This is a genomic window from Streptomyces sp. NBC_00388, from assembly GCF_036061255.1.
GTDB lineage: Bacteria > Actinomycetota > Actinomycetes > Streptomycetales > Streptomycetaceae > Streptomyces.
This window is the reverse complement of the sequence record NZ_CP107948.1, coordinates 3,048,841-3,066,097: the sequence shown is the minus strand read 5'-3', so window position 1 is coordinate 3,066,097 and position 17,257 is coordinate 3,048,841. Positions and strand designations below refer to the sequence as shown.

Below are 17,257 nucleotides of genomic sequence, written 5' to 3'. Positions count from 1 at the left end.
GAGCCGATGGTGACCTTTGCGCAGGCGCAGGAGCGCGCGGAAGAGTGGGTCAACGGGGACGTTCCCGCGTATCAGCACCGTGAGGTGCGGGTGCGGGAGTTCGAGCTCGGTTTTGTGGTGTGGGCCGAGGACCGGCAGGACGGGCCTTCGGGTGGCGGCGGCCGTCAGCGGCTGGTGATCGCGCGGGACGGCGGTGAGGCGACGCTGTGGCCCGGGTTGCCGGTCGGCGAGGTGGTGCGGCGGTACGAGGAGGAGTACGGGGTGGCGGCGGGCGATGCGCCTGTGGCGCCTGAGCCGCCGCAGCGGATCGATCTGAATCAGACGTCGTTCCTGCTGACTCCGCCGGAGTGGTTGCAGGAAGCGGCGGACAAGCTGGGGATCCCGGACCGGCGTTCCGGCGCCGGTACGGGGGCGGGTTCCGGCGCGCTGTCCGGTGGCGGTGCGCCTGCTGCGGGGGACAGCTGGGGTGCGCCGGTTGGGAGCCCGTCGGCCGGAGGACATGAGTCCACGGCCGATGGCGGGGTGCCCGTGGACGGGACGCCCTGGGCGGGTACGGACACCAGTGTGGTTCCCGGTGGCGCGGACGGCTCTGTCCCGCTGCCCGAGACCGTGTTCGCGCCGCCGCTTGCGGGTTCGGACGACGAGGCGGCCCCGCCGCCCGCCGTGGCGCCCGAGGCCAGGACGACGCTGATGTCCGGGGGCAGCGGGCTGCCGAAGACATCCATCGCGCCCGCCCTTGACGTGTCCGAGCAGCCGCAGCAGCCTCCGGTGCAGCCGCAGCAGCCTCCGGCCCCGCAGCAGTCCTGGCAGCTTCAACAGCCGTCGCAGCCGCAGCCGTTGCCCCAGCCGCCGTCGCAGGTGCCGCCGCCGGGCCCGGGTGTTCCGCCGCCCGCGGCCGGGCAGGTGCCGGGCCCGGGTCCCGGTGCCGGTGACATCTCCGATGCCGCGACCAGCAAGGCCGTGTCGCCGCCGCGGGCGCCGCGGGGCAGTGGTGCGACCACGCCGCCGCCGCCCGGGGCCCCGGGCACGCCGGGTGCGCGGCCCGGCGCGGCTCCGCCGTTGCCGCCGGGTGTCCCGGCGGGCGGGTACGTACGGACGCAGATGGTCTCGAACCTCGGCCCCGGGGGCTCACCGCCGCCCGGCCCTCCGGCGCCTCCGCCGCAGGGCGGGAGCCAGGGTGGCGGCGTGCACCAGGCCGCGACGATGCTGGCCGGTCCGAGTCTGGGTGGCCAGGGGAGTCTCGGCGGGCCGAGGCCTGCGGGCCCGCCCGGTGCGCCGCAGCCGCCCGGTCCGCCCGGTGTTCCCGGTGCGGGCGTCCCGCAGCCGCCCGGTCCGCCGGGGCTGCCGGGCCAGGCAGGTCCGCCGGCGCCTCCGGCAGCCGGTGGCGGCGCGGGTGGGGACATGCACCACGCGGCGACGATGCTGGCCGGTCCGAGTCTGGGTGGCCAGGGGAGTCTCGGCGGGTCGAGGCCGATGGGTCCGCCCGGTGCGCCGCAGCCCCCCGGCCCCGTGCCCGCCCCGCAGGGCGCCGCGTACGGGTACCCGCAGCAGCCCCCCAGCGGTCTGCCGACGGTGGGTCCCGGCTATCAGGCCGTGCTGCGCTACCGCGCGCAGGACGGTTCGGAGCAGCAGCTCATCCGCCGTTCCGCGCCCGGCACCCCGCATCCGGAGTGGCAGATGCTCCATGAGCTGCGGGCCATGAACGTGCCGCCGCAGCAGGTCATCGAGCTGCATACCGAGCTCGAGTCGTGCGAGCTGCCGGGTGGGTACTGTGCGCGGATGATCCGGGAGACCTGGCCGCAGGTCCGGATCACCAGCGTCGCTCCGTACGGCAGGGATCATGCGAGCCGTCAGCAGGGGATGCAGCACCTCCTGACCCACCAGGGCGAGCTGCACCAGGTCGCGGACGGCCCGGCGCGGCCGGCTCCGGTGCGTGCTCCGCTGCCAGCGGTGCAGCCCGCGCCGCCGGTCCCGCCGCAGGGTGTCGCGCACGAACTGGGGCAGGCCTTCGGGCCGCAGGGCGTCTTCCGTTTCGATCAGCGGGCGGTGTCCCGCCAGGGTGTGCCGGAGATCGTGGCGCAGACCCTGGTGTGGGCGGGGTTGCCGGTCGACTTCGGACCGTTCTTCTGGGCGCAGGCGGTGCCGGGGCAGCCGGTGCCGACGCTGGCCGAGCTGGCGGCGCAGCGGCAGGTGCAGCCGGCCTCCGACGCGGGGTCGTACCTGGTGATGGGCTCCGACTTCGGGCGGGCGATCTGTGTGCAGTACGGCACGGCGAACATCGTGGCCGTGCCGGTGGAGGCGGGACCTGGCGGGCAGCCGGTGGCGCCGCAGTTCGTGAACTCCGGGCTGCCCGAGTTCGTGAGGTCGATGGCGCTGCTGGGGAGGATGTGGCGGCTCCGCTTCGGTCTCACTCCTGAGCAGGCCGGCCGGTGGACGGTCGACTTCCAGGCTCAGCTGATGATGCTGGATCCCGCGGCGCTCGGTTCGCCGGAGAGCTGGTGGTCGGTCCTGCTGGAGCAGATGTGGGACGGGCTGCTCTGACGTAGTCCTGGCACGACTTCCGTACGCCGTCGAGGCGCCCGGCCGCGAGCTGCGGCCGGGCGCCTCTGCCGTGCGCCCGTACGGGCCCGGCTTCCTCGTCCGCACGAGAGCGATTCGGGCACTCGGGTGAGGTTTTCGCCTCGTATCGGCGCGACCGCGTACGTCCGTGCGTACGGATACGAGGTCCGAAATCAGCCGTCCCGGACGGCGATGCCGACTTCCCGCGCCGGGTGGCGCATCCTGGAGGGACGGGATGGGCGGAGTGTCGCGGTATGGGTACTTCGCGATGATCTACCAAGATGTGCGCCGGGTCGCGTGGAGCGTCCTGTCGCGCATCGTGTTCGAAGAGGGGCTTGAAGGATGAGTTCAGCAGCGGTGTCACCTCATGGCTTCGCCGGCGTCCGGGGTCGTGGGTACCGGCCCGAGCAGGTCGACCGGTTCTTCGCGGAGCTCTCCGACGAGCGCGACGGGGCCTGGGAGCGCGCGGCGCGGCTGACCGTCCTCACGAAGGAGATGCAGGCCGCGTCCGCCGCGCTGGCCGAGCAGGTGGCGGCGCTGGCCCCGCAGACGTACGAGACGCTGAGCGAGCGGGCCCGGACGCTGATCGCGCTGGTCACCGAGGAGGCTGCCGGGCTGCACAGCGACGCGCTGGCAGCGGCCCAGCGGCTGCACGACGAGGTGGGCGGGGCCGTGCGTGAGCTGCGGGACGCGGCGCGGGCGGACGCGGACGCGGCGCTGGCCGCGGCAGAGGCGCACGCCCAGCAGGTGCTGGCGGCAGCGCAGAGCGCATCCGACGAGCTGCGGGTCGGCTCGCGCCAGGATGCGAAGCGGTGGCGCACTGAGGCGCTTGCCGTGCTGCGGGAGATGCGTGAGCGTACGGCGTCGGCGCTGGCGGAGCTGGAGAAGGAGCAGGCGGAGCGCGCCGAGGCGGCGGAGCGTGAACTGGCTGCCCGGGAGGCCGACTTCGACGCGCGTCATGCGGAACTGATCACCCGCGCCGAGGCCCGGCTGGCGGAGGCGCAGCGGATGCTGGCGGTGACGGAGGAGTCGGCCCGGCACGGTCAGGAGGACGCGGAGGCGCGGGCCGGGGAGCTGATCGCGCATGCGCGGGTCCGGGTGGAGCGGACGGAGCGTGAGACGGAGCGGGTGCTGCGCGAGGACGGCGAGGCGCAGGAGGAGTTGCGGGCTCATATGTCCCATGTGCGGAACAGCCTGGCGGGGCTGACGGGGAGGGCTCCGGCCACCGACGGCAGCTGACCGGGCCGGCGGCCCGCCCGCCCTGCCCGTCCCGCCGCCCCTGCCGCTCCGCCTCCCGCAGCACGCGGGAGGCGGAGCGGCAGGGGCGTGGTGGTCTCCCGGGCGGAGAAGTCCTCGGCTGCGCCGGTGCCTCGCTCCTCCCAGCACTGCCCAGGGCCGCGCTTCCGCGCGGCCCTTTTCACGTTCACGGGCCCGTGTACCGCGTTCCCCGTACACCTTTCCGGCCCCCCGTGACTGCCCCGTGCGTCTTCCGTGGCCGTCCGCGCGCGCCCTCCCCCGACAGGTGGCCTCCCCGTGCCGGGAACCCCTTAGGGGCCGCCCCCTACTTACGGGCCGGGAGCGTTCGTCCCGGCGGAGGACGTGGCGGGCCGGGCTGTTCCTTAGCGTTTGTTTACGGACGCCCGCAGTGGTGGGGGTGGGGAAAACCCCAGGGCGGATGCGGCTACGTGCACCAGTGTGCTGTGCGCCGCCGATCGACAGACTTCTCACATACCTGCTGACAAGCACGGCAGGACCGACTTAGGAGACAAACCGTGACAACGGCTGTGACCATTCCCAGGCACGGGGGCACTGGAGGGCGTACGGCCGTTGCCGCGCGAGCGCGGCAGGTCGTCAAGGCGTACGGGTCGGGGGAGACCCGGGTCGTCGCGCTCGACCACGTCGACGTGGACATCGCCCGTGGCCGGTTCACCGCGATCATGGGCCCGTCGGGCTCCGGCAAGTCGACGCTGATGCACTGCCTCGCCGGGCTCGACACGGTGAGCGGCGGGCAGATCTATCTGGACGAGACCGAGATCACCGGGCTCAAGGACAAGAAGCTCACCCAGCTGCGCCGGGACCGTATCGGCTTCATCTTCCAGGCGTTCAACCTGCTGCCCACGCTCAACGCCATCGAGAACATCACGCTGCCGATGGACATCGCGGGGCGCAGGCCGGACGCGCAGTGGCTGCGGCAGGTGGTCGAGACCGTGGGGCTCGCCGACCGGCTCAAGCACCGGCCGACGCAGCTCTCCGGCGGTCAGCAGCAGCGCGTCGCGGTGGCGCGCGCCCTGGCCGCGCAGCCCGAGATCATCTTCGGGGACGAGCCGACCGGGAACCTGGACTCCCGCGCGGGGGCGGAGGTGCTGGGGTTCCTGCGCAAGTCGGTCTCCGAACTGGGCCAGACCATCGTGATGGTCACGCACGACCCGGTGGCCGCCTCGTACGCGGACCGGGTGCTGTATCTCGCGGACGGCCGGATCGTGGACGAGATGTACGGTCCGACGGCCGACCAGGTCCTCGACCGGATGAAGGACTTCGACGCGCGCGGGCGGACGTCATGACCGTCTGGAAGACCTCGATGCGCAACTTCTTCGCGCACAAGGGGCGGATGGCGCTCTCCGCCGTCGCGGTCCTGCTGTCGGTCGGCTTCGTGTGCGGCACGCTCGTCTTCACCGACACCATGAACACCACGTTCGACAAGCTCTTCGCGGCCACCGCTTCGGACGTCACGGTGAGCCCCAAGTCGGCCGGGGGAGCCGACAACAGCACCCAGAACGGGAAGCCCGAGTCGCTGCCCGCGTCGGCGGTGCGCCAGGTGGCGAAGGCCGCCGGGGTGCGGTCGGCGCAGGGGGGCGTCAGCAGCATGAGCGTCACGGTCGTCGACGCCCACAACAAGGACATGGGCTCCAGCAATGGCGCTCCGACGATCGCCGGCAACTGGACGTCCGGCGAGACCCGGTCGATGGAGATCACCTCGGGTCACGCACCGCGCGGCCCGACCGAGGTGATGGTCGACGCGGACACCGCGGAGAAGCACCACCTCAAGCTCGGGGACGAGCTGCGCACGATCACCGTCAGCGGTGACGTCAGGGCCCGGATCTCCGGTGTCGCCACGTTCAAGGTGACCAACCCCGGCGCGGCCGTCGTGTACTTCGACACCGCCACCGCGCAGCATGCCCTGCTGGGCGCCCCCGGCCGTTTCACGAACATCTCCGTCGACGCCGAGTCCGGTGTGAGCGATGTCCGGTTGAAGCGGAACGTGGAAGCGGTCCTGCACGGCCCGTACACGTTCGAGACGCAGAAGGAGAACGCGGACTCCAACCGTTCGGACGTCGGCTCGTTCCTCGACGTGATGAAGTACGCGATGCTCGGCTTCGCCGGGATCGCCTTCCTCGTCGGCATCTTCCTGATCATCAACACCTTCTCGATGCTGGTCGCCCAGCGGACCCGTGAGATCGGTCTGATGCGGGCACTCGGCACCAGCCGCAAGCAGGTCAACCGCTCGGTGCTCGTCGAGGCCCTGCTGCTCGGGGTCTTCGGCTCCGCCCTCGGCGTCGGTGCCGGTGTCGGTCTCGCGATCGGCCTGATGAAGGTGATGGGTTCCATCGGCATGGACCTGTCCACGGAGGATCTGACGGTCAGGTGGACGACCCCGGTCGCCGGCATGCTGCTCGGTGTCATCGTGACGATCGTCGCCGCGTACGTCCCGGCCCGCAGGGCCGGGAAGATCTCCCCGATGGCCGCGCTGCGGGACTCCGGTATGCCCGCCGACGGAAGCGCGGGCTGGGTCAGGGCCGCGATCGGCCTGGTGCTCACCGGTGGCGGCACGGCGGCCCTGTTCGGCGCGGCCGCCGCGGACAAGTCCGGTCAGGGCTCGCTCTGCCTCGGGGCGGGTGTGGTTCTCACCCTCATCGGCTTCGTGGTCATCGGCCCGCTGCTGGCGGGTGTCGTGGTCCGGGCGATCAGCTCGGTCGTGCTGCGGATGTTCGGCCCGGTGGGGCGGATGGCCGAGCGCAACGCGCTGCGCAACCCGCGGCGTACGGGAGCGACGGGCGCCGCCCTGATGATCGGGCTCGCCCTGGTCGCCTGTCTGTCGGTCGTCGGCTCGTCGATGGTGGCATCGGCATCCGACGAGCTCGACAAGTCGGTCGGCGCCGACTTCATCGTCCAGAGCGACAGCGGCCAGCTGATCGTGCCGCAGGCCCGGAAGGCCATCGAATCGGCACCGGGTATGGAGCACGTCACCAGCTACAAGTCGATCGAGTCCCGGCTGACCGGGCCCGACGGGAAGAGCGAGGACGAGTCCGTCGTCGCGGCCGACCCGACGTACGCGCAGGACGTGCGGCGCGAGACCGTGGCGGGGGACCTGCCGGCGGCGTACGGCAAGGACGCCATGTCCGTCGGTGACACCTACGCCAGGAAGCACCACATCAAGGTCGGTGACACCCTGTCCGTCGCGTTCAAGGGCGGGCGGACGGCGCGGCTCAGGATCGCGGCCGTCACCTCCGACGACACGAGCATCGACCAGGGGGCGATGTACCTGAACATCACGACGGCGGCGCGTTATGTGCCCGCCGCCAAGATGCCGCCGAACGTCATCATGTTCGCCAAGGCCAAGGACGGCCAGGAGAAGGCCGCCTACGCGGGGCTGAAGAAGTCGGTGGCCGCGTACCCGCAGTACAAGGTGCAGGACCAGACCGACTTCAAGCAGGACCTGAAGGACCAGATCGGGCAGCTGCTCAACATCGTCTACGGGCTGCTCGCGCTGGCGATCATCGTCGCGGTGCTCGGTGTGGTGAACACGCTGGCCCTGTCGGTCGTCGAGCGGACCAGGGAGATCGGCCTGATGCGGGCGATCGGCCTCTCGCGCCGGCAGCTGCGCCGGATGATCCGGCTGGAGTCGGTCGTCATCGCACTCTTCGGCGCGCTGCTCGGTCTGGGCCTCGGGATGGGCTGGGGCACGTCGGCGCAGCGGATCCTGGCCCTGGAGGGGATGGGGGTCCTGGAGATTCCGTGGACGACGATCCTCACGGTCTTCGTCGCCTCCGCGTTCGTGGGCCTGTTCGCCGCCCTGATCCCGGCGTTCCGGGCGGGCCGGATGAACGTGCTGAACGCCATCGCGACCGACTGACGGCGGCCCGCTCCCCTCGCTCCGGCGCTGCCCGGAAAGGAGGCGAGCCGGGCGGCACGGAGACCGGGGGAGCACGGGGGGACGGGGGATCGGGGGAGCACGGGGGAGTTCCGGCCCCGGCGGACGCCAGGCGCGTCTGCCGGGGCCGGACCGCGTCCGGGGGCGGGGCGGGTACGGGGCGGCGCGGCGAAGCGGCCCCCGTACGCGGTCCGGCGTCAGCCGGGCGGCGACGACGGGGCCGTCGTGCGGGGAAAGGTGGGCGACCCACCCACCGTGCCCGAAGGGGAGGCACCGGACGACGCGCTCGGTGTGGCCGAGCCGGCCCCGGGGGGCGGGCTCGGGTGCTCCCGGTCCAGGGAGTGCCGGGGGCCGGGCGGCGCGGCGGGGAGGGCGGGGGCGGTGGGCTGGAACTGCAGCACGGCCGCCACCACCCCGCTCGCCAGGACGCACACGGTGCCGGCGGCGGCCGACGCCAGGACCCGGCGCCTGCGGACGGCGCCCCGCGCCGAGACAGAAGCGGCCGGGGCGGGCCGGGCCGCGCGACCCGCCGACTCCGCGGCCTGCTTCATCGCCCGGGCCAGCGCACGGTCGGCCCCGGTGCCCGTTCCGTACGCGGGCTGGTAATCGGTCTCAGACACCGTGCTCCTCCTCGGAGAGATGCGGCGCGAGCGAGGCCCGGGCGCGGGACAGATGGGTCTTGACGGTTCCCGCCGATATCCCCGTCTCGGCGGCCACCTGCTCGACGGTGAGGTCGCACACGTAGTGCAGGACGGCCACCCGCCGCTGCCGCTCGGTCAGCCGGCGCAGGGCGGAGACCATCGCGACGGTGCCCGGATCGGGCTCGGGTGCGGCAGCGGGGAGGGTGTCGCTGTGGCGGCGCCACGCCTCGGCGCTCCGGCCCCGCCTGCGCCAGCGGCTCACCGCGAGACGCCAGGCCACGGTCCGTATCCACGCCTCGGGCCCCGCGTCCCGGTACAGCGCGGAGCGCCTTCCCCAGGCCCGTACGAACGCCTCCTGCACCACGTCCTGGGCCTCGTGGAGGTCGCCGGTCATCAGATAGACCTGCCCCACCAGCTGTTTCGCGGAGTGAGCGTAGAACTCCTCGAACTCCTCGACGGTCATGCGGCTCCCAGGCGTGGACAGATCTCAGGCGTGGACCGGTCTCGGGCGCTGACAGGTCACGGGTCTCATGGAGGAATACGAGCGGAAGGCCCGTCCGGTTGACACGGCACGCCGACTTCTTCGCGAAGTCGTAGGCTGGAGACCCCCCGGCCCGTGCGACGTGTCGGGTCCTTCGCGTGGCACACCGCACCGCCCGTGCCACCCGCCCGATCCTGTCCGTCACCACTGATCTCCGGTTCCACCGGACGGAAAGCGTTCTTCATGAGCCTGCACGGTCTGCTCGATGCCGCCCTCTCGGACCCCGCGCTCGCCGAAGCGGTGAAGGCCGCCGGTGACGGGCACCGGATGCATGTCGACCTGGTCGGCCCGTCCGCCGCCCGCCCCTTCGCCATCGCCGCGCTGGCCCGCGAGACCCGCCGCACGGTGCTGGCGGTCACCGCCACCGGCCGTGAGGCCGAGGACCTGGCCGCCGCGCTGCGTTCGCTCTTCCCCGCGGACCAGGAGGACGCGGTGGTGGAGTACCCGTCGTGGGAGACGCTCCCGCACGAGCGGCTCTCGCCCCGGTCCGACACCGTGGGGCGCCGGATCGCGGTCCTGCGCAGGCTGGCGCACCCGCGCTCCGACGACCCGTCCGCCGGACCGGTCAGCGTGGTCGTCGCGCCGATCAGGTCCGTCCTGCAGCCGCAGGTCAAGGGGCTCGGTGACCTGGAGCCCGTAGCGCTGCGGTCGGGTGCGTCGGCCGATCTGATGGAGATCACCGAAGCGCTGGCCGCTGCCGCCTACGCCCGGGTGGAACTGGTCGAGAAGCGCGGCGAGTTCGCCGTCAGGGGCGGCATCCTCGATGTCTTCCCGCCGACCGAGGAGCACCCCCTTCGGGTGGAGTTCTGGGGCGACGAGGTCGAGGAGATCCGTTACTTCAAGGTCGCGGACCAGCGCTCCCTGGAGATCGCCGGGCACGGGCTGTGGGCGCCGCCCTGCCGGGAGCTGCTGCTGACCGACGACGTACGGGAGCGGGCGGCCGCGCTGGCGCTGGCCCATCCCGAGCTGGGCGAGCTGCTCGACAAGATCGCCGAGGGCATCGCGGTCGAGGGCATGGAGTCCCTGGCCCCGGTCCTCGTGGACGAGATGGAGCTGCTGATCGACGTGCTGCCCGCCGGGTCGATGGCCGTGGTGTGCGACCCCGAGCGGGTCCGCAGCAGGGCGGCCGACCTGGTGGCGACGTCGCAGGAGTTCCTTCAGGCGTCGTGGGCCGCCACCGCGGGCGGCGGGGTCGCGCCCATCGACGTGGGCGCGGCCTCGCTCCGCGGTATCGCGGACGTCCGGGACCGGGCGCGGGAGCTGGGCATGATGTGGTGGGCGGTGAGCCCGTTCGCCGCGGACGAGGACATCGCCGACGACATGATCAAGCTGGGGATGCACGCCCCGGAGACGTACCGCGGTGACACCGCGCGGGCCCTCGCGGACACCAAGGGGTGGATCGCCGACGGCTGGCGCACGGTGTATCTCACGGAGGGCCACGGTCCGGCGAGCCGCACCGTCGAGGTCCTCGGCGGCGAGGGCATCGCGGCCCGGCTGGACGCCGACCTGGGTGAGCTGACGCCCTCGGTGGTGCATGTGTCGTGCGGCTCCGTCGACCACGGGTTCATCGACCCGGCGATCAAGCTCGCGGTGCTCTCCGAGACCGACCTGACAGGACAGCGCACCGCCTCCAAGGACCTGGGCCGGATGCCGGTGCGGCGCAGGAAGACCATCGACCCGCTGACGCTGGAGACGGGCGACTTCATCGTCCACGAACAGCACGGGGTGGGCCGCTACATCGAGATGGTGCAGCGGACGGTGCAGGGCGCGACGCGTGAGTACCTGCTCGTCGAGTACGCCCCCGCCAAACGCGGCCAGCCCGGCGACCGGCTGTACATCCCCACCGACCAGCTGGAGCAGGTCACCAAGTACGTGGGCGGCGAGGCCCCGACACTGCACCGGCTCGGCGGCTCGGACTGGACGAAGACCAAGGCGCGCGCCAAGAAGGCGGTCAAGGAGATCGCCGGGGACCTGATCAAGCTCTACTCGGCGCGGATGGCGGCGCCCGGCCACTCCTTCGCCCAGGACACTCCGTGGCAGCGGGAGCTGGAGGACGCCTTCCCGTACGTGGAGACGCCCGACCAGCTCTCCACGATCGCCGAGGTCAAGGAGGACATGGAGAAGACGGTCCCGATGGACCGGCTGATCTGTGGCGACGTCGGGTACGGCAAGACCGAGATCGCGGTGCGTGCGGCCTTCAAGGCGGTCCAGGACGGCAAGCAGGTCGCGGTCCTCGTCCCGACGACCCTCCTGGTGCAGCAGCACTTCGGCACGTTCACCGAGCGGTACGCGCAGTTCCCCGTCGTCGTGCGCGCGCTGAGCCGCTTCCAGTCGGACACCGAGGCGAAGGCGACCCTGGAGGGTCTGCGGGACGGCTCGGTCGACATGGTCATCGGCACCCACCGGCTCTTCTCGTCGGAGACGAAGTTCAAGGACCTGGGGCTGGTCATCGTCGACGAGGAGCAGCGGTTCGGTGTCGAGCACAAGGAGCAGCTGAAGAAGCTCCGTGCCAACGTCGACGTCCTGACGATGTCCGCGACGCCCATCCCCCGTACGCTCGAAATGGCGGTGACCGGCATCCGTGAGATGTCGACCATCACCACGCCCCCGGAGGAGCGGCACCCGGTGCTGACCTTCGTCGGCCCGTACGAGGAGAAGCAGATCGGCGCCGCCGTCCGCCGTGAACTGCTCCGCGAGGGGCAGGTGTTCTACATCCACAACCGGGTCGACTCGATCGACCGTGCCGCGGCCCGGCTGCGCGAGATCGTCCCGGAGGCGCGCATCCAGACCGCGCACGGGCAGATGGGCGAGAGCGCCCTGGAGCAGGTCGTCGTTGACTTCTGGGAGAAGAAGTTCGACGTCCTGGTCTCCACGACGATCGTGGAGTCCGGTATCGACATCGCGAACGCCAACACGCTGATCGTGGAGCGCGGCGACAACTTCGGTCTCTCGCAGCTGCACCAGCTGCGCGGGCGGGTCGGCCGTGGACGTGACCGCGGGTACGCGTACTTCCTCTACCCCCCGGAGAAGCCGCTCACGGAGACCGCGCACGAGCGGCTCGCGACGATCGCGCAGCACACCGAGATGGGCGCGGGCATGTACGTCGCGATGAAGGACCTGGAGATCCGCGGCGCGGGCAACATGCTCGGTGGCGAGCAGTCCGGTCATATCGCGGGTGTCGGCTTCGACCTCTACATCCGCATGGTCGGCGAGGCGGTGGCCGACTACCGCACGGCCGTCGACGGTGAGGCCGAGGAGGAGCAGCCGCTGGAGGTCAAGATCGAACTGCCGGTCGACGCGCACGTCCCCCACGAGTACGCGCCCGGTGAGCGGCTGCGTCTCCAGGCCTACCGGGCGATCGCGTCCGCCACCACCGACGAGGACATCAGGGCGGTGCGCGAGGAGCTCACCGACCGGTACGGCAAACTGCCCGAGCAGGTCGAGAACCTGCTGCTGGTGGCGGGGCTGCGGATGCTGGCGCGGGCCTGCGGGGTCGGCGAGATCGTCCTGCAGGGGCCCAACATCCGCTTCGCGCCGGTCGAGCTGAGGGAGTCCCAGGAGCTGCGGCTCAAGCGGCTCTACCCCCGTACGGTCATCAAGGCGACGGCCCGTCAGATCCTGGTGCCGCGCCCGACGGCCGGGAAGATCGGCGGCAAGCCGGTGGTGGGCCGCGAACTCCTCTCGTGGACCGGGGAGTTCCTGGCGTCGATCCTGGGGTCGTGAGGCGGCGCCCCCGGGTTTCCCCCGGGCAGCCGCCCCTGGAGCGGCGCCCGGGGCGCGGACGCGCCCGGCACGCGGGCAGATCGGTCATCAAGCCCTCAAAGGGTAGAATCACCGCATTTGCCTCGGCTGTTTGATCTCCGCACCCTCCTGGGGGACGCATGAGCGCGCAGAGCGGTAAGGGCACGGGCGCGACCCCGGCACCCGGCGCGGGGGCGGGCCGGCTGCAGCGGCTCGGTGAGTGGTGCGCCCGCCATTTCGTGATCGTCATCGTGGGCTGGCTGGTCGCGCTCGGCGCGCTGCACGCTCTCCAGGCCGGCTTCGGGGGCACGTACTCCGACGACTTCTCGCTGCCGGGTACGCAGTCGAACACGGGCGCCGAGGTGCTCGGCCGCCACGACCCGGCGGCGGGCGGGATCGGCGCGCAGGTGGTGCTCCACGACGGGCAGAAGTCCCTGACCGCCTTCCAGGACCAGATCGGCCAGGCAGTCGGCTCACTGGGGAAGCTCCCGCACGTCCTGTCGGCGTCGAACCCGCTGCCGGCCTCGTCATCGGCCCCGCCCACCGGCGCGCTGTCCTCCGACGGCAGGACCGGCTACATCACGGTGCGCTTCACCGCCAACCCCACCTCGTTCGGGACGTCGTATCTGAAGGGCGTCGACTCCGCGGTGGCGCCACTGCGGTCGGCGGGCGTCGAGGTCGAGTACGGCGGGCCGCTCGGTGAGCTGGCCCGGCCCGAGCCCGCCGACCTGACCAGCGAGGCCATCGGGTTCGCGGTGGCCGTGGTCGTCCTGCTCGTCGGCTTCGGCAGCGTCATCGCCGCAGCCGTCCCGCTGGTCACCGCGCTGATCGGCGTCGTCGCCGGGCTGAGCTGTCTGGCGCTGCTCGCCGCCGCGTTCACCTTCGCGAGTGTCTCGCCGACTCTCGCCACGATGATCGGGCTCGGGGTCGGGATCGACTACGCGTTGTTCCTGATCACCCGTCACCGGCAGCAGTTCGCCGACGGCGCCGACCCGGTGACGGCCGCGGGGCGGGCGGTCGCCACCAGCGGCCGGGCCGTCCTGGTGTCGGGCTGCACGGTCGTCGTCGCACTGGCCGGGCTGTACGTGTCGCAGGTCGGCTTCATCGGCAAGCTGGGAGTGGCGTCAGCCGTCACGGTCGTCACCGCGGTGACCGGCGCCATCACCCTCGTGCCTGCGCTGCTGGGGCTCGCGGGGCGGCGGATCGACCGTTACCGGGTGCGCAGACCGGTCGCCGAGGGGACGGGCGCGCCGGGTGCGGGACCGGCCGCCGAGCCCGGCGGGCAGGTCGGTGGCTGGCACCGCTACGCGCAGCGGGTGGAGCGTGGACCCTGGCGGTTCCTGGTGACCGGTGTGGTCGTCCTCGGGGTGCTGGCGATCCCGCTGTTCTCCATGCGGCTCGGGCACATCGATGACGGCGCCGACCCCGGCAGCTTCACCGACCGGCGGGCGTACGACCTGATCGCCTCCGGCTTCGGCCCCGGCGCCAACGGCCCGCTGACCCTGGTCGTCGACCAGAGCAGAGTGCCGTCGGGCGACAGGTCCGCGCTGGCGGACAGCCTGAAGAAGGCGCTCACCGATGTCCCGGGCGCCGTCGGCGCCAGCAGCCTCACGCCCACCGGTGACGGGCAGTTGCTGACCGGGACGTCGGTCTCCCGTACCGCACCCCAGGCCGCGGGGACCAGCTCGCTGTTCAAGGAGCTGAAGAACACCGTCCTGCCCGGGGCGGTCTCCGGGACCGCCGCCACGGCCTATGTGACGGGCACGACCGCGGCCCAGGAGGACTTCCTCGACATCATCGCGGCGCGGCTGCCCCTCATCATCGCCGTCGTCGTCGCGGTCGCCTTCGTCATCATCCTGGCCGTGTTCCGCGGGTTCCTCGTGGCGCTCAAGGCCGCCGTGCTCAACCTGCTGTCCATCGCCGCCTCCTACGGTGTGGTCGTCGCCGTCTTCCAGTGGGGGTGGGGCGGGCCGTCGCTGGGCGTCCACGGGACGGTGCCCATCGAGAGCTACGTCCCGATGATGATGTTCGCCATCGTCTTCGGGCTCTCCATGGACTACGAGGTGTTCCTGCTGGCCCGGGTGCACGAGGCGTGGGTGCGCACCCACGACAGCCGGGGCAGCGTCGCGCACGGGCTGGAGATCACCGCCCGGGTCATCAGCTGTGCGGCGCTCATCATGGTCAGCGTCTTCGCCGCGTTCCTCCTCAGTGACGACATCGTCGTCAAGATGCTGGGTCTCGGGCTGGCCGTCAGCGTCCTCATCGACGCGACGGTCGTCCGGCTCCTGCTGGTCCCGGCCGTGATGACCCTCCTCGGCAGGAGCGCGTGGTGGACGCCGCGGTGGCTCGGCCGGGTACTGCCGCGCCTCGACACCGAAGGCCGCCAGGGCGCGAGCTGACGGCCCGGCAGCACACGCCGCCGCGCGCTGCGGGGCGCGGGCCCGGTCCTGCCGGGGGCCGTCAGGTGTGACGGCGGGCGTCCGGGGCAGCCGTATCCAGGATTGTGCGGTCACGCCCCCTATTCGCAGGACGGCTCTCCTTGATACGTAAGCGCTCCGCCCTCCCCGCAGTCCTGGCCGTCGCGGCCGCACTCGCCGTCGGCGGCTGCAAGGGCGGCGACCTCGGCACCTCCGGATCGTCCAGCGCTCCCGCCGGGCCCGCGGGCAAGGCCGCGCACGGCTCCGCGCTGGCCGCAGCCGACGCCCTGACCGTCAAGGGCCGTGCGCCGAAGACCGGTTACGCGCGCAAGGAGTTCGGCAGCGCGTGGTCCGACACCGACCACAACCACTGCCCGACGAGGGACGACGTGCTCAAACGGGATCTGCGCGACGTCCGGTACAGCAGCGGTGACTGCCAGGTCGCTGCGGGGACCCTGGCCAGGGACCCCTACACCGGGACGACGGTCAAGTTCGTCCGTGGCCACAGCAAGGTCGACATAGACCACGTGGTGGCGCTCTCCGACGCCTGGCAGAAGGGCGCGCAGCAGTGGGACAGGACCAAGCGGACCGCTCTCGCGAACGACCCGCTGAACCTGCTCGCCGTGGACTCGTCCACCAACCGCAGCAAGGGCGACGGTGACACCGCGACCTGGCTGCCCGCGTACAAGCCCTCGCGGTGCGACTACGTCGCACGCCAGGTGGCGGTGAAGAAGAAGTACGCCCTGTGGGTGACGGGCGCCGAGAAGAACGCGATGAAGCGGGTCCTCTCCGGCTGCCCGACGGAGAAGCTGCCGACCGGCTGAGGAGGCCGCGCCCGGTGCCGCGGAGCGCCCGAGGCCGCAGCCGGACGCGGAACGACCACGGCTGACGGACCGCCCCCCGGACGGCCCGTCAGCCAAGGCTGCCCGCGTGGTCCGGGCAACCGGGCAGGTCAGCTCCCGGTCGCCGGTACCCAGCGGATCCGGGTGGCGCAGACGGCGACGAGGAGGGCGGCTGCCGCCACCGCTCCCATGCCCCACACCAGGCTGCTGGCGTTCGCGATGAAACCGATCATCGCCGGTCCGGCCAGCAGGCCGACGGTCCCCATCGCGGCGACCAGCGCCAGCGCCTGCGGCCCCTGCCGCGCCGCGGCGACGTACACGCAGGGCGTCACGGCTGCCACCCCGAGCCCCACACAGGCGAATCCGATGAGCGCCGGGACCACACCGCCGGCCAGCAGGGCCAGCGCCAGACCCGCGCCGGCCAGCACGCTGCCGACCAGGACGACCCGTCCGTCGCCCCAGCGGGTGCGCCAGCCGTCGGCGAAGACACGGGCCAGCACCATCATGACCGAGACGACCGCGATGCCCAGCGGGGCCACGGACGCGGCTGCCTTCAGGACGTCCTTCATGTACAGCGCCGACCAGTCGTTCATGGCGCCCTCGGTCACGGTGCCGAACGCCATGGCGCACCCCATCCACAGCGTCATGCGTGACGGTACGGACATCCGGCGGCGGCTCTGGCTCTTCTCCGCCGGCTGCTGGTCCTCCGTCAGCAGGCCGGTCTGGGCGAAGGCGACCAGCAGCAGCAGGACCACGGCCGCCGCGCCGAAGTGGGCCGCCAGGGACGGGGTCAGCGTGTTGACGCCCGACGCCAGCAGAGCGGCGCCCAGCGATCCGGCGCTGAACGTCGCGTGCAGTTTGGCCATGGCCGTACGCCCGTAGGCGGTTTCGAGTGCGGCACCCTGCGCGTTCATGGAGACGTTCAGACAGCCGACGGCGATACCGTCGCAGCCCACGATGATCACGGCCACCGGATAGTCCGGCACCACGGCCAGGGCCAGCAGGAGCAGCCCGAGGCAGAGCGCCGACAGCGTGGCGAGGCGCCGGGAGCCCAGCCGCTTCATCAGCACGGTGACGAGCGGGAAGGAGACCGCCGCGCCCGCCCCGCAGGCCATCAGCAGCAGGCCCAGCTCCGCCTCGGTCAGATGGAGCTGGGTCTTGAGGGTGGGCAGCCGCGAAGCCCAGGTGCCGTACTGGAAGCCCAGGAAGCAGAAGAGCGCGGCGATCGCCACCTGCGCCCTGCGGAACGGATCGCGTATCCGGACCGGACGGCCCGGCCACCGGCGGCCGGCGGCGGCCGGGACGGCGTCCTGCGGGCCCGCCCCGGTGACGGGCCCCGTGGTGGCTGTGCCCGTGGCCGGGCCGGT

The 17,257-nt window shown here is 72.3% G+C and carries 10 protein-coding genes; 7 read left to right on the top strand and 3 right to left on the bottom strand.

What is annotated here, in order from left to right; translation table 11 throughout:
• Positions 1–6: 6 nt before the first annotated feature.
• From OG917_RS13820 to OG917_RS13805, 4 genes are all read left to right on the top strand, one after another.
• On the top strand, positions 7–2,541 hold the full coding sequence (locus OG917_RS13820) for an SUKH-4 family immunity protein (protein WP_328317893.1): 2,535 nt from the start codon (positions 7–9) through the stop codon (positions 2,539–2,541).
• Between the two features lie 360 nt (positions 2,542–2,901).
• Entirely contained in the window at positions 2,902–3,798 is an 897-nt protein-coding gene (locus OG917_RS13815) for a cellulose-binding protein (RefSeq protein ID WP_328317892.1), read from the top strand.
• Between the two features lie 533 nt (positions 3,799–4,331).
• A complete protein-coding gene (locus OG917_RS13810) occupies positions 4,332–5,120 on the top strand; it encodes an ABC transporter ATP-binding protein (protein WP_328317891.1) in 789 nt (262 codons plus the stop codon).
• Complete coding sequence (locus tag OG917_RS13805; RefSeq protein WP_328317890.1) at positions 5,117–7,690, top strand: ABC transporter permease; 2,574 nt, start codon at positions 5,117–5,119, stop codon at positions 7,688–7,690. Before OG917_RS13810 ends, OG917_RS13805 begins: the two co-directional genes overlap by 4 nt.
• A gap of 215 nt (positions 7,691–7,905) precedes the next feature.
• Here OG917_RS13805 and OG917_RS13800 read toward each other — a convergent pair whose 3' ends face one another.
• Together OG917_RS13800 and OG917_RS13795 are read right to left on the bottom strand one after the other, a co-directional pair.
• The gene (locus tag OG917_RS13800) at positions 7,906–8,328 is read right to left on the bottom strand and encodes a hypothetical protein (RefSeq protein WP_328317889.1); all 423 of its coding nucleotides are present in this window, start codon (positions 8,326–8,328) and stop codon (positions 7,906–7,908) included.
• Positions 8,321–8,812 (bottom strand): SigE family RNA polymerase sigma factor, encoded by a 492-nt coding sequence (locus tag OG917_RS13795; protein ID WP_328317888.1) that lies wholly within the window; start codon positions 8,810–8,812, stop codon positions 8,321–8,323. The genes OG917_RS13800 and OG917_RS13795 overlap by 8 nt, the downstream gene beginning before the upstream one ends.
• 261 nt (positions 8,813–9,073) lie before the next feature.
• Between OG917_RS13795 and mfd the strand changes: the two genes are divergently transcribed.
• The 3 genes from mfd (at position 9,074) to OG917_RS13780 (ending at position 15,872) form a co-directional block, all read left to right on the top strand.
• On the top strand, positions 9,074–12,613 hold the full coding sequence (gene mfd / locus OG917_RS13790; RefSeq protein ID WP_328317887.1) for a transcription-repair coupling factor: 3,540 nt from the start codon (positions 9,074–9,076) through the stop codon (positions 12,611–12,613).
• Between the two features lie 158 nt (positions 12,614–12,771).
• On the top strand, positions 12,772–15,030 hold the full coding sequence (locus OG917_RS13785; RefSeq protein ID WP_328317886.1) for an MMPL family transporter: 2,259 nt from the start codon (positions 12,772–12,774) through the stop codon (positions 15,028–15,030).
• Positions 15,031–15,170: 140 nt separating this feature from the next.
• A complete protein-coding gene (locus OG917_RS13780; RefSeq protein ID WP_328317885.1) occupies positions 15,171–15,872 on the top strand; it encodes an HNH endonuclease family protein in 702 nt (233 codons plus the stop codon).
• 128 nt (positions 15,873–16,000) lie between these two features.
• Here the strand turns inward: OG917_RS13780 and OG917_RS13775 are convergent, their stop codons facing one another.
• Positions 16,001–17,149 (bottom strand): MFS transporter, encoded by a 1,149-nt coding sequence (locus OG917_RS13775; protein ID WP_328321865.1) that lies wholly within the window; start codon positions 17,147–17,149, stop codon positions 16,001–16,003.
• Between the last annotated feature and the right edge of the window lie 108 nt (positions 17,150–17,257).

Coding starts and splice junctions, on each gene's coding strand:
- OG917_RS13820 (WP_328317893.1), top strand. CDS start 7: ATGGTGACCTTTGCGCAGGCGCAGGAGCGCGCGGAAGAGTGGGTCAAC.
- OG917_RS13815 (WP_328317892.1), top strand. CDS start 2,902: ATGAGTTCAGCAGCGGTGTCACCTCATGGCTTCGCCGGCGTCCGGGGT.
- OG917_RS13805 (WP_328317890.1), top strand. CDS start 5,117: ATGACCGTCTGGAAGACCTCGATGCGCAACTTCTTCGCGCACAAGGGG.
- OG917_RS13795 (WP_328317888.1), bottom strand. CDS start 8,812: ATGACCGTCGAGGAGTTCGAGGAGTTCTACGCTCACTCCGCGAAACAG.
- mfd (WP_328317887.1), top strand. CDS start 9,074: ATGAGCCTGCACGGTCTGCTCGATGCCGCCCTCTCGGACCCCGCGCTC.
- OG917_RS13785 (WP_328317886.1), top strand. CDS start 12,772: ATGAGCGCGCAGAGCGGTAAGGGCACGGGCGCGACCCCGGCACCCGGC.